8 protein-coding genes are annotated in these 13,533 nt (G+C 45.0%); all 8 read right to left on the bottom strand.

The genetic code is table 11. From position 1 onward, the window contains the following. Window positions 1–71: 71 nt before the first annotated feature. The 8 genes from AB5150_RS14710 to leuD all read right to left on the bottom strand — a co-directional run bounded on the left by AB5150_RS14710 (window position 72) and on the right by leuD (window position 13,519). Window positions 72–4,331, bottom strand: coding sequence for an Ig-like domain-containing protein (locus tag AB5150_RS14710; RefSeq protein ID WP_173795646.1), 4,260 nt, complete (start codon window positions 4,329–4,331; stop codon window positions 72–74). Between the two features lie 221 nt (window positions 4,332–4,552). Then, on the bottom strand, window positions 4,553–5,644 hold the full coding sequence (asd, locus tag AB5150_RS14705) for an aspartate-semialdehyde dehydrogenase (RefSeq protein ID WP_015533537.1): 1,092 nt from the start codon (window positions 5,642–5,644) through the stop codon (window positions 4,553–4,555). Between the two features lie 26 nt (window positions 5,645–5,670). Then, window positions 5,671–6,837, bottom strand: coding sequence for a phosphoglycerate dehydrogenase (locus tag AB5150_RS14700; protein ID WP_015533538.1), 1,167 nt, complete (start codon window positions 6,835–6,837; stop codon window positions 5,671–5,673). 30 nt (window positions 6,838–6,867) lie between these two features. Continuing rightward, window positions 6,868–7,950, bottom strand: a complete 1,083-nt coding sequence (serC, locus tag AB5150_RS14695) for a 3-phosphoserine/phosphohydroxythreonine transaminase (protein WP_015533539.1) — start codon at window positions 7,948–7,950, stop codon at window positions 6,868–6,870. A gap of 525 nt (window positions 7,951–8,475) precedes the next feature. Next, window positions 8,476–10,149, bottom strand: coding sequence for a biosynthetic-type acetolactate synthase large subunit (ilvB, locus tag AB5150_RS14690; RefSeq protein WP_118016669.1), 1,674 nt, complete (start codon window positions 10,147–10,149; stop codon window positions 8,476–8,478). A gap of 33 nt (window positions 10,150–10,182) precedes the next feature. Next, window positions 10,183–11,853, bottom strand: coding sequence for a dihydroxy-acid dehydratase (gene ilvD / locus AB5150_RS14685; RefSeq protein WP_015533540.1), 1,671 nt, complete (start codon window positions 11,851–11,853; stop codon window positions 10,183–10,185). Window positions 11,854–11,880: 27 nt separating this feature from the next. After that, complete coding sequence (gene leuB, locus AB5150_RS14680) at window positions 11,881–12,963, bottom strand: 3-isopropylmalate dehydrogenase (RefSeq protein WP_015533541.1); 1,083 nt, start codon at window positions 12,961–12,963, stop codon at window positions 11,881–11,883. Window positions 12,964–13,027: 64 nt separating this feature from the next. Beyond that, window positions 13,028–13,519 (bottom strand): 3-isopropylmalate dehydratase small subunit, encoded by a 492-nt coding sequence (gene leuD, locus AB5150_RS14675; RefSeq protein ID WP_022216080.1) that lies wholly within the window; start codon window positions 13,517–13,519, stop codon window positions 13,028–13,030. Between the last annotated feature and the right edge of the window lie 14 nt (window positions 13,520–13,533).

Below are 13,533 nucleotides of genomic sequence, written 5' to 3'. Positions count from 1 at the left end.
AAAAACCGTCAGACCTGTTTTGCAGGCCTGACGATTAAGATCATATCTCCCAACTGTATGTTGTTATATTTTTATTTTACTATGATTGTACACTTTGCGTACTTACCACTGCCATCCTTAGCCTTACATTTAATTACCGCACGGCCCTTCTTCTTACCTACTACTGTTCCTCTTGTTGTTACAGTGGCGATCTTCTTATTTGAAGAAACCCAGGTAACTGCCTTGTTGTTTGCAGTTGCAGGACCTACTGTTGCCCTGAGTGTTATCTTTCCCTTTCTCTTTATGGTTGCTGTCTTCTTGTTTAACTTGATTGAAGAAACCATAATAACTGAATTGATTGTACACTTGGCAGTAATATTGCTTCCGTCCTTTGATTTACATGTGATAACTGCCGAACCCTTTCCAACAGCCTTGACAACTCCTGTTGACGAAACTGTTGCAACCTTGGTGTTCGATGATGACCATGTAACCGCCTTATTGTTTGCCGCTGCAGGACCTACAGTTGCCTTGAGTGTGAATGTCGCACCCTTCTTGATAGTCTTGTTTGTTGCATTGAGCTTGATGGATGTTACAGGCTGTGAAACCGTAACAGTACACTTTGCAAGCTTGCCGCTTCCATCCTTAGCCTTACATGTGATAACTGCTGTTCCCTTTGATACTGCTGTGATAGTACCATTGTTTACAGTTGCTACCTTGCTGTTAGAAGTTGTCCACTCAACATTTCTGTTATTTGCGTTAGCAGGAGCTACAGTCGATGTTATTCTGCCCTGTTTACCCACAAACAGATTCAGTTTTGTCTGATTAAGTTTTATTCCTGTAACCGGCTGGTTAACTGTAAGTCTGAGAGCTGCCTTGGCCTTTCTTCCTTCAATGCCTTCGACAGCCTCGCATGTGATTGTCGCTGTACCTCGGGATTTTGCTGTTACCTCTCCATTCTGATCTACAGATGCTACTGCTTCACTCGAGCTTGTCCACTTCAGCTCTGTTTTTGAAGCATTCTCCGGATTGAGAGTCACATTCGGGGTAAACTTATCACCTACATTCACAGTCTTAGTGCTCTCACCCAATACTATTGATGATATCTGCTGGACTACTGTAACTTCACATGTTTTTGATACTCCACTGCCATCTCTAGCTGTACATGTTATGTTTGTTGTTCCGGCTTTAACACCTGTTATTGTTCCGTTTGATACTGTTGCAACACCCGGATCACTTGACTGCCATATAACATTTCTGTCATTTGCATCTTCTGGAAGTACGGTCTGCTTAACAGTTCCTCGTTCACCCACATACAGAGTGAGCTTATCCTTGTCAAGTGTTATAGCACTTACATACTTCTTTACTGTAAGAGTGAATGATGTTGTTTTCTCACTTCCATCAACTGCTGTAGCTGTGATAACTGTGGTTCCTCTGTCGAGGGCTGTTATCAAACCATCCTTGTCAATGCTTGCAACACTCTCGTCTGATGATGCCCAGATGACTTCCTGATTCGATGCAGTTGCAGGGGATGCAGTGCTTGTTACCTGCAGTGTATCACCAGCATATATTGTTGTCTTGTCTCTGTTTATTCTAAGGCTTGTAACTCTCTGCTTTACTGTAATGTTGCAATCCACATACTCATCATCTGAAATTGAAAATCTGATAACAGCAGTTCCTGCTGATCTGGCAGTAACTGTAGCCTTTGTCTTATCTGTTGAACTATATGACACCGAAGCAACGTTTGTATCTGACGATGTCCACTTCAAATTCTTGTAAATACTTGCATCATCCGCATCGATAACAGCCTCAAGTGATACTGTTCTGCTTTCCGTATCTGCTCCGAGCAACAATTCTGCACTGTTCATATTGAGAGTCAAACCTTTTACAGGAGGCTGTACAGTCACATGACACTTGCCGTACACCTGCTCAGTATCAACAGATGTACATATGATATCAGCTTCTCCCGGATTGACAGCCTTCACATTTCCCTCGGCATCGACCGTAGCAATGCTCTCATTTGATGATGACCATACAACGCTCTGCTCCACTGCAGTATTTGGAGAAACCGTAGCAACGAGATTACTGCTTCCACCTGCAATGATTGTCATTCTAGACTGTGAAAGTGTCACGCTGTTTACTCTCTGTTCAACATTTACCTGAATTACTGTCTCTACATCAGGATTATCAGTTGATGTAAAATGAAGGAATGCGATTCCTGCACCTCTTGTTGTTATAGTCTTACTTGATGTATTAAACGACAAAACCTTATTGTTTTCTTTGCCATCCGCATCAGTCACCTTACAAGTGAATCCTGATATCTCTTTGGACGCAAGACCATCCTCGGTAACACACTTTACATCCAGCTTCTTAGAGCCATTTCTTGGATATGTTCCACAGTCCATGTTGATGACTGCGCCATTCTCGTATGTTATCTGGTTGCCTGCATCATCCTTCTCGTTCTGATCTACAAGATAAAGTCCGGTAACAGGCTTGTGACACTCCATATTCACATATCCTATAGCACGATCATTCAGCAGAATGTTAATCTGAGCTGTTCCCGCCGAAACACAGGTCAGTTCTCCTGTCTCCCTGTCTATCTGTGCAACTCTTTCATTTGACGAACTCCATGTTATGTTCTTGTGTGGATTTTTTTCGTCATCCGTAGCTGTAAGTGTAGTCGTATCACCAACTCTGAAGCTGAGTGTAGAACTGTCTGACTTTACAACATTTCCATCAGTTGTATACCATACTGTGACCTTGAGCGGGTTAAGAATGTTGAGTGTGAACTTGACCTTCCCCATTCCTGCTCCTGTATAGTAATTGTATGTAATCTTCTCCGCATCCGGCTCCGCTGTAAATATATATCCATCAAGCTGTCCTCCAGTCACGGATGACGCCTCATTGCTGGCATCTATGCCCTGTATTCCTGCGTATCCTGTAGTATTCCTGTTTCGTTTATGAATTTCAACCCCATTATCATCCGTTAAAGGCTTGCCGTTGTTATCTACAGCAACAGGAAGTTCATAGTCATACCACGCCTTATGCAAACCATAGACTTTTGAAAAATCGCTAAAATCATAATCATAGTTCGTAGTATCAAGTGTTATATCCCTGCTATTCCCACTGCAACTGAACACACCATCATCGCCATAAAGTTTAGGACACACTGATATATCTATGGCCACAAGATTGTTGTTGTCAATCTCAAGTTCTTTAAGGTCAGGATGACCATCAAGCTTTATACCCTGGATATTATTGTCTGAAATATAAAGCTTCTCCAATAAACTGTTTGATGCTATATCAAGCTCTGCAAGAGAATTTGATGATGCGTCAAGATTAACCAGATTGGTGAGAGTAGATACATCAAGCTTATTTATGCCAGTATCCTTGACATAAAGCTCTCTAAGTGCTGTATTCGCAGTAAAATCCACCGCACCCAGAACATTGCTGCTGACATCAAGGTAGCTAAGACTTGTGTTCTTTGACACATCTATTGATGTAAGTCTCGTGTTAGAACAATCAAGTGTTGTAAGCGCCGGGGTATTGTCTATGTTCAGCTCAGCCACATAGCTATTTGAACAATCAAGCGAACCAAGGACTATATCACCGGATACGTCAAGCTTGGTAATTGACGAACGAACAACAACTCCACTGTCGCTCTTTGCTCCAGCACAATAAAGATTCTTAAGCTTCTCATGACCTGACACATCAAGGACAGGCAGTGAACGCATGCTGTCACAATAAAGCGTTGTAAGCTCCATGTTTGAGCCAAGATCAAGTGTTGATATGGTGGTTCCACTTACGCCAAGCACCTTAAGCCCCTTCATATTGCTGACATCTATCGATGAAAGGTTTGTTGAATTGGCATTGAGCAGTACAAGATTATTGTAATCAGCCAGAGATGTAAGGCTTGTGATCTTGTTTCCACTTATATCAAGATATGTAAGTTTCTCTGCACTTACCGGCAATGTCAGACTGTCTATTCTGTTACTTGAGACATCTATATATTCAAGATTCTCAAGATTCTCTATATCAAGATTCCTTATAGACTGCTCATTACAATCCAGCTTTGACAGATTGGTGAACAATTCTACGCCATTCAAACTTGATATAGCAGGAGAACACTTCGAAACATCTATAGATGTTACATTCGAGATCTCCGCATCTGACAGATAACCATTACTGTCTGTATCGAAATTACTCGACACATAGCTTCTAAACGACGAATCCGTAAACGTGTCAGCTATGGATACGCCATCATCCGCTGCATAAACCGGGCCAACACTGGCCAGTGACTGGACAATCATCGCTGCACTCACAGCCGCTGCCAGCCATCTCTTCCCTTTTCTCATAAAATACCTCCCTTAGTAATTCATGGTTTATTTACAATTAATCTAATTTTAGTATACCTGTTTGTGCAATGTCAACATAATGTTATCAATAATACTGCATAATATAACGCCATGCAAAACAAAAAAATTGCCGGAACATGTTCACTTCATAGCAGCAACATTATCCCGGCAAATCTTTATGATATTGTTAGCACAGACACTTCAAATATCCATATAATTTATTACTTCTTTGTGATATATCCCTTAGCCTTCAGAAGCTCTGCACAGAGAACTGCACCACCTGCAGCACCTCTTACAGTGTTGTGTGAAAGGCCAACGAACTTCCAGTCATATACTGAATCCTCACGGAGACGTCCAACGCTGATACCCATACCTTTCTCGAAGTCAACGTCCAGAGCAACCTGTGGTCTGTTGTCCTCCTCAAGGTACTGGATAAACTGCTTTGGTGCACTTGGAAGACCAAGCTCCTGAGGCGCGCCCTTGAAGCTTGTCATAGCCTCGATAAGCTGCTCCTTTGTAGGGTTCTTTCTGAACTTTACGAATACAGTTGCTGTATGTCCGTTGAGAACTGGGACTCTGATACACTGGCTTGTGATAGTGATTCCCTCTGCAGGAACGATCACACCATTCTCCTTGTCTACCTTACCCCAGATTCTGAGTGGCTCCTTCTCTGACTTCTCTTCCTCACCGCCGATATATGGGATGATGTTGCCAAGCATCTCAGGCCAATCCTTGAATGTCTTACCTGCTCCTGAGATTGCCTGATATGTGCTTACGATAACCTCGTATGGCTCAAATGGCATCCATGCTGTAAGTACCGGTGCGTAGCTCTGGATTGAGCAGTTAGGCTTAACTGCAACAAATCCTCTCTCTGTTCCAAGTCTCTTCTTCTGGAACTCGATAACCTCTGCATGGTCTGCATTGATCTCTGGAACCATCATAGGAACATCAGGAGTCCATCTGTGAGCTGAGTTGTTTGAAACTACAGGAGTCTCTGTCTTGGCATAAGCCTCCTCTATAGCCTTGATCTCATCCTTTGTCATATCTACTGCTGAGAATACAAAATCAACTGTGGCAGCAACCTTCTCTACCTCATTGACATTGTATACTACAAGCTTCTTAACTGCCTCTGGCATCGGTGTATCCATCTTCCATCTGTCACCAACTGCCTCTTCGTATGTCTTGCCTGCGCTTCTTGGGCTGGCTGCAACTGTAACGACCTCGAACCAAGGATGGTTCTCAAGAAGTGAGATAAATCTCTGACCTACCATACCTGTTGCGCCAAGGATACCTACCTTTAACTTGTCACTCATTTTTCTTCTCTCCTATTTATCTTTTATTACTTTATGACTCTTACCTTAACAACTCCCTCGATTGCTGAGAGTTCTGCGATGTCGTCTGCTGTTGGCTCTACACCGATATCAAGGATAGAATATGCGTAATCGCCCTTTGCCTTGCTGATCATTCCTGATACATTGCCGCCCTTCTTGGAGAATACTCCTGTGAACTGGGTGAGCATGTTAGGGATGTTCTTGTGGCAGATAGTAACTCTGGCTACATCACTGCACTGTCCCATGTTTACGTTTGGATAGTTTACAGAGTTCTTGATGTTTCCATCGTTGATGTATGCCTTGATCTCCTTACAAGCCATAACTGCACAATTGTCCTCTGACTCTGCTGTTGAAGCTCCAAGATGTGGGAATGCTACCACGTTCTTGTAACCTGCTATAGCTGGGTTAGGGAAGTCTGTCATATACTTTGCAACCTTGCCTGAGTCGAGTGCTGCCTTCATATCCTCATCGTTGACCAGTACGTCTCTTGCGAAGTTGAGGATCTTCACGCCGTCCTTCATCAGTGCAAATGCATCTGCATTGATCATTCCCTTTGTGCTGTCAAGAGCTGGAACATGAACTGTTATATAATCACAGTCTCTGTAGATATCCTCTACATTTGTGATGTGCTTTACATCCTTTGAAAGTCCCCATGCTGCATCTACTGACACATATGGATCATATCCGTATACCTGCATGCCGAGCTTAAGCGCAACATTTGCAACCTTTGCTCCAATGGCACCAAGTCCGATTACACCGAGCTTCTTGCCAAGGATCTCATTGCCTGCGTAGTTCTTCTTCTGCTTCTCCACCATCTTGGCGATATCCGCCTCAGCGGCATTGTCCTTGACCCAGTTGTAACCGCCAACGAGGTCTCTTGAAGCCATGAGGAGTGCTGCTACTACAAGCTCCTTAACACCATTTGCATTTGCTCCTGGTGTGTTAAATACTACGATACCCTTCTCAGCGCACTTATCAAGTGGAATGTTGTTGACACCTGCACCTGCACGGGCTACTGCCAGAAGGTTGTCTGACAGCTCAAGATCATGCATGGATGCACTTCTGACCAGAACTGCATCTGCATCTGCGAAATTGTCTGTTACTTCATATGTATCAGGTAAAAGCTCCATACCGCACTTGGCGATAGGGTTTAAGCAATTAATCTTTACTGACATGTCTTTTTCTCCCTTTTCTGTTACTATATATTACTTGTTCTCTGCCTCGAACTTCTTCATGAACTCTACAAGCTTCTCAACACCCTCGATAGGCATTGCGTTGTAGATAGATGCTCTCATACCACCTACTGTTCTGTGACCCTTGAGGTTGACAAATCCAGCCTCTGTAGCCTCCTTGACGAACTTTGCATCAAGGTCTGCGTCACCAGTTACAAATGGTACGTTCATGAGTGAACGGTCTTCCTTTACTACAGTTCCCTTGAAGAGCTCTGAGCTGTCGAGGAAATCATAGAGGATCTTGGCCTTCTTCTCGTTGTGAGCCTTCATAGCCTCAAGGCCGCCCATCTCCTTAACCCACTTGAATACCTTGCCACAGATATAGATGCCGTAGCATGGAGGTGTGTTGTAGAGTGAGTCTGCATCTGCCTGAGTCTTGTACTTGAGCATGGTTGGTGTAAATGGCATAACGTCATCTCTGATAAGATCCTCACGGATGATAGCCACTACTACGCCTGCAGGACCAACGTTCTTCTGAACTCCGAAGTAGATCATACCGTAATCCTCAACATTTACAGGCTGTGAGAGAATGTCTGATGACATATCTGCAACAAGTATCTTGCCCTTTGTGTTAGGAAGTGTGTGGTATGTTGTTCCATATATAGTATTGTTATGACAAATGTAAACATAATCAGCATCGTCATCTATTGGAAGATCTGAACAATCTGGGATATATGAGAAAGTCTTGTCTGCTGATGATGCAACTGCAACTGCCTTTCCATATTTCTTTGCTTCTTCGTATGCTTTCTTTGCCCACTGACCTGTGATGATGTAGTCAGCTACGCCATTCTTCATGAGATTCATTGGAATTGCTGCGAACTGCTGTGAAGCTCCTCCCTGAAGGAAAAGCACCTTGTAGTTGTCAGGTATGTTCATGAGATCTCTGAGATCCTTCTCTGCCTCTTTGATGATATTGTCGAAGGCTTTAGATCGATGGCTCATCTCCATTACGCTCATGCCTGTTCCCTTGTAATCAAGCATTTCTTCTGCTGCCTCTTTTAATACCACCTCAGGAAGAACTGAAGGGCCTGCTGAAAAGTTGTACACTCTTGCCATTTTTGTTATCTCTCCTTCTTTTTAGTTGTGACAATGATTTCGTTTTAATGTATGTAAGCCTGTGTTTCGCTGCCTATATCGTTCTGCGGAGCGCTCCCGCTCGTCTCCTCCTGCAGCGGTACTAAGGTGCCGCCTACAGCGCCACCTAAGGACCGGCGGAGGAGAATGTCCTTCGAACGATATAGGCAGCGAAACACAGGCTAATTTACTTTATTTACGAAATCATCTGTTTATGACCTAATAAAATGTGTGCGAGATATTTTACTTAACAAAAATGTCCTTCGTTCCCATTTATATGAAAATTCTGACTTATCTTTGTTCTTTTGGTGTATCTCGCTTGCGATTAACAAGTTATTTTTACTAAATTCTTATATTATCAAGTAAAACAACTTTATTATCGCTTATATCCCTGTACTATAGCACTCTTTTCGCCTGTCGGCAAGTAGGGATTATATATATAAGCACCATATCTATGTTTTGTACGCGCACAAATATGGTGCCTTTCCGAGCTTATATTGACATATATTACATATCGTCCTCTGAGAAACAGGTATCGATGGCTGCTCCCGGAGCTACCATTGGCCATACCTTGTCGTCTCCCGCTATTGTTACATCTATTACCACAGGTCTGCCTGCTGTCAGGGCTGTCTTCATTGCTGCCTCGAACTCATCAAGGGTGTTGGCTCTGATTCCCATGGCACCAAGTCCCTCTGCTACCTTGACGAAATCTACCGAATCGTCAAGCACGGTGTTGGAATATCTGTGGTCATAGAACAGTGTCTGCCACTGCCTTACCATTCCAAGTACGTGGTTGTTCAGGACTACCTGGATGATAGGCACGTTGTATCTCGCAGCTGTTGCTATCTCGTTCAGATTCATTCTGAAGCATCCGTCACCGGCTATGTTGATGACTGTCTTATCAGGTCTGCCGTACTTTGCTCCGATAGCTGCGCCAACACCGTAACCCATGGTTCCAAGTCCGCCTGATGACAGGAAGGTCCTAGGCTCCTTGAATGTATAGTTCTGGGCTGCCCACATCTGATGCTGTCCGACATCTGTTGTGATGATCGCATCACCCTCTGTAAGCTCGTAGATTTTCTTGATAGCTGCAGGTCCGTTCAGTGTGTCAAAGCTGTACACGTCAGGATTCTGCTTCTTGAGGTCTTCGATCTCAGACATCCATGTCTTGTTAGACTGGGCGGCAAGCTTGCTGTTGAGTATCTTCAGGACTTCCTTTGCATCGCCGACTATACTGGCATTTGTTGGGATATTCTTATCTATCTCAGCCGCATCTATATCTATATGTATGATCTTTGCATTTGGCGCGAACTTGGATGCATTTCCGATAACTCGGTCTGAGAATCTGGCACCAACAACGATCACAAGATCTGCCCTTGACACACCGAGGTTGGACACCTTTGTTCCGTGCATACCGATCATGCCTGTATATCTCTCGCTTCTTCCGTCAAATGCGCCCTTGCCCATAAGTGTATCGCACACTGGTGCATCCACCTTATCTGCAAATTCTGCAAGCTCTGCGGATGCGTCAGAGATGATGCATCCGCCACCTGCCATGATAAATGGTCTTCTTGAAACCTTGATCATCTCAAGGACTTTGTTCACATCCTCCTCGCGGATGGTGTCTGTCTTTCTCTCGATGACCTCCGGTGTCTCTGGTATATACTCTGTCTCCGCTGCGGTTACATCCTTTGTTATATCCACAAGCACCGGGCCAGGTCTGCCGCTCTTTGCGATCTTGAACGCACGTCTGATGGTCGGTGCAAGATCATCTATGTGCTTCACGATAAAGCTGTGCTTGGTTATAGGCATAACAACACCTGCAATGTCTACCTCCTGGAAGCTGTCCTTACCGAGCATATTTACACCTACATTTGCTGTTATTGCCACAACAGGAATGGAATCCATGTATGCTGTAGCTATACCTGTTACAAGGTTGGTGGCACCCGGACCTGATGTGGCCATACATACTCCGACCTTGCCTGTAGCTCTGGCATATCCATCTGCCGCATGGGCAGCCCCCTGCTCATGTGATGTGAGCACATGGTTGATCTCATCCTGGTGCTTGTAGAGGGCATCATATACGTTGAGGATAGTTCCTCCCGGATAACCGAACACGGTGTCAACGCCCTGTTCTTTAAGGCACTCTATAACAATTTCAGAACCTGATATCTTTGACATCTTACTTTCTCCTTTTCCCTTAATTGTGATCAATTAATTCTTTGGCACCTCAAGAACAGCACCTCTGTTGCCTGATGTAACCATAGCTGCGTATCTTGCAAGATAGCCTGTTGTAACCTTTGGCTGTCTTGGCTTCCATGCAGCCTTTCTCTTTGCAAGCTCCTCGTCTGAGACATCGAGCTTGATGCTGAGGTTGTTGATATCGATCTCGATCATATCGCCTTCCTCAACAAGAGCGATAGGTCCGCCCACAGCAGCTTCAGGTGATACATGTCCGATGGACGCTCCACGGCTTGCTCCTGAGAATCTTCCGTCTGTGATAAGGGCAACTGATGAGCCAAGTCCCATACCAGCGATGGCTGATGTAGGGTTGAGCATCTCTCTCATACCAGGGCCTCCCTTTGGTCCCTCGTATCTGATGACTACCACGTCACCCTCTACGATCTTGCCGCCCTTGATAGCTGCGATTGCGTCCTCCTCACAGTCAAATACCCTTGCAGGGCCCTTGTGAGCCAGCATCTCAGGCACAACTGCTGAACGCTTTACTACAGAGCCGTCTGGTGCAAGGTTACCCTTGAGTACAGCCAGACCACCTGTAACTGTATATGGATTGTCCATAGGTCTGATGACCTCAGGATTCTTGTTTACACTATTGGCAACAGCCTCTCCTATTGTCTTGCCTGTAACTGTCATGCAGTCCTTGTTGATGAGTCCTGCATCTGCAAGCTGCTTGATAACCGCATACACACCACCGGCCTCATTGAGATCCTCCATGTATGTGTGGCCTGCAGGAGCAAGGTGACACAGGTTAGGTGTCTTTGCGCTGATCTCATTTGCAAATGAGATATCAAAGTCGAAACCGATCTCATGTGCGATGGCTGGAAGGTGGAGCATAGAGTTGGTTGAACATCCAAGTGCCATATCAACTGTAAGAGCGTTGATGATTGACTCCTTTGTGATGATGTCTCTAGGCTTGATGCCCTTTCTGTACATATCCATAACTGCCATTCCTGCATGCTTTGCAAGCTTAAGTCTCTCTGAATATACTGCAGGGATTGTTCCATTTCCAGGAAGTCCCATTCCAAGAGCCTCTGTCAGACAGTTCATAGAGTTTGCTGTGTACATACCTGAACATGATCCGCATGTAGGGCATGTCTTGCACTCATACTCGTATACATCCTCCTCAGTCATGGTTCCGGCTGCGTATGAACCTACAGCCTCGAACATACTTGAAAGACTTGTCTTATTTCCCTTTACGTGTCCGGCAAGCATAGGGCCGCCAGATACAAATACTGTTGGGACATTTACTCTGGCTGCTGCCATGAGAAGTCCTGGAACGTTCTTGTCACAGTTAGGGATCATGACGAGCGCGTCAAACTGATGTGCTATAGCCATAGCCTCTGTTGAGTCTGCGATCAGATCTCTTGTAACCAGTGAATACTTCATTCCGATGTGTCCCATTGCTATACCATCACACACAGCGATCGCCGGGAACATAACAGGTGTACCACCTGCCATGGCAACTCCCATCTTTACTGCCTGTGCTATCTTGTCCAGGTTCATGTGACCTGGAACTATCTCATTGTATGAACATACGATACCTACTAAAGGTCTCTCCATCTCTTCCTTTGTCATGCCCAGTGCGTTGAACAGAGATCTGTGTGGTGCCTGCTGCATTCCAACCCTAACATTATCACTCTTCATCTTATTCTCCTCCAATAATGGTCCTTTCTATATTCTCTCGCAGATAAGATCACCCATCTCGGAACAGCTTACGAGCTGTGTTCCCTCTGAGTGGATATCTATTGTTCTGTATCCGTCCTTGAGAACCGTCTTTACAGCGTTCTCAACTGCATCTGCCTCCTTGTCGAGGTCAAATGTGTATCTGAGCATCATTGCCGCCGACAGGATGGTTGCTATCGGATTCGCCTTGTTCTGGCCTGCTATGTCAGGTGCCGATCCGCCTGATGGCTCATACATACCGAACTTTGTCTCGTTAAGTGATGCAGATGAAAGCATTCCGATAGAACCTGAGATCATGGATGCCTCGTCTGAGAGGATGTCTCCGAACATGTTCTCTGTGAGAACCACATCGAACTGTGCAGGATCCTTCACAAGCTGCATCGCGCAGTTGTCGACGAGCATGTGTTCAAGCTCAACCTCAGGGTAATCCTTTGCCACTTCCTCAACGACCTTTCTCCAGAGTCTTGATGAGTCAAGGACATTGGCCTTGTCAACGGATGTGACTTTCTTTCTTCTCTTCATAGCTATGTCAAATGCCTTGATGGCTATTCTTCTGATCTCGTTCTCATTGTATGTGAGGGTATCAACGGCTGTCATAACTCCGTCAACCTCCTCTGTGTGTCTCTCGCCGAAGTAGAGACCACCGGTGAGCTCTCTCATCATCATCATGTCAAATCCGCGCTCTGCGATCTCAGCCTTAAGTGGACATGCCTCCTTCAGCTCATCGTAGAGATTGGCTGGACGAAGGTTTGCGAAGAGGCCAAGCTCTTTTCTGATCTTCAGAAGTCCTGCCTCCGGGCGGAGATTTGGAGGGAGCTTATACCATGGTGATGTGGATGTATTTCCTCCGATTGAACCGAGAAGAACCGCATCCTTTGACTTTGCAACTGCCACTGCCTCGTCTGTGAGTGGCACGCCTGTCGCATCTATTGAACATCCGCCCATGAGGATCTGCTCATAGTCAAATGTATGTCCGAACTTCTCTCCAACTGTATCGAGAACCTTCATAGCCTCTGTGACTACCTCAGGGCCGATACCGTCGCCTTTTATTACGGCTAAATTACACTGCATTTTTGTCTCCTTCCTGTTTTGCCTTTCATGATATATCTTCACTCTGGCCAAACATGCTCATACTCTATTTATTTTTATTATTGATATAGTTGATGAGTCCCTCGCTCTTGATGATCTCCTGCATGAATGGAGGGAATGCCTGTCCCTTAAATTCTGTTCCCTGGGTTCTGTCATAGATCATACCGCTGTCGAAATCGATTTCCACGTCATCGCCTGCCTGGATAGCCTCTGCTGCCTCAGGGCACTCGATGATCGGAAGTCCGATATTGATGGCATTCCTATAGAAGATTCTGGCAAATGTCTCTGCGATTACGCAGCTTATTCCTGAAGCCTTGATGGCTATAGGTGCATGCTCTCTTGAAGATCCACAGCCGAAGTTCTTTCTTGCCACCATGATATCGCCCGGCTTTACGCGCTTTACGAAATCCTTATCTATATCTTCCATACAGCTCTTTGCGAGCTCTGCAGGATCTGATGAATTCAGGTATCTTGCAGGGATGATTACATCTGTATCTACGTTGTCACCGTATTTGTGTACTGTTCCATGTGCTTTCATAGTCTATCTCCTTT

The organism is Coprococcus sp. RTP21281st1_F1_RTP21281_210402 (assembly GCF_040915325.1).
Lineage (GTDB): Bacteria > Bacillota > Clostridia > Lachnospirales > Lachnospiraceae > Coprococcus > Coprococcus aceti.
The sequence above is the reverse complement of the archived record's forward strand: the minus strand, read 5'-3'. Positions and strand labels throughout refer to the sequence as shown.

Coding starts and splice junctions, on each gene's coding strand:
- AB5150_RS14710 (WP_173795646.1), bottom strand. CDS start 4,331: ATGAGAAAAGGGAAGAGATGGCTGGCAGCGGCTGTGAGTGCAGCGATG.
- asd (WP_015533537.1), bottom strand. CDS start 5,644: ATGAGTGACAAGTTAAAGGTAGGTATCCTTGGCGCAACAGGTATGGTA.
- AB5150_RS14700 (WP_015533538.1), bottom strand. CDS start 6,837: ATGTCAGTAAAGATTAATTGCTTAAACCCTATCGCCAAGTGCGGTATG.
- serC (WP_015533539.1), bottom strand. CDS start 7,950: ATGGCAAGAGTGTACAACTTTTCAGCAGGCCCTTCAGTTCTTCCTGAG.
- ilvB (WP_118016669.1), bottom strand. CDS start 10,149: ATGTCAAAGATATCAGGTTCTGAAATTGTTATAGAGTGCCTTAAAGAA.
- ilvD (WP_015533540.1), bottom strand. CDS start 11,853: ATGAAGAGTGATAATGTTAGGGTTGGAATGCAGCAGGCACCACACAGA.
- leuB (WP_015533541.1), bottom strand. CDS start 12,963: ATGCAGTGTAATTTAGCCGTAATAAAAGGCGACGGTATCGGCCCTGAG.
- leuD (WP_022216080.1), bottom strand. CDS start 13,519: ATGAAAGCACATGGAACAGTACACAAATACGGTGACAACGTAGATACA.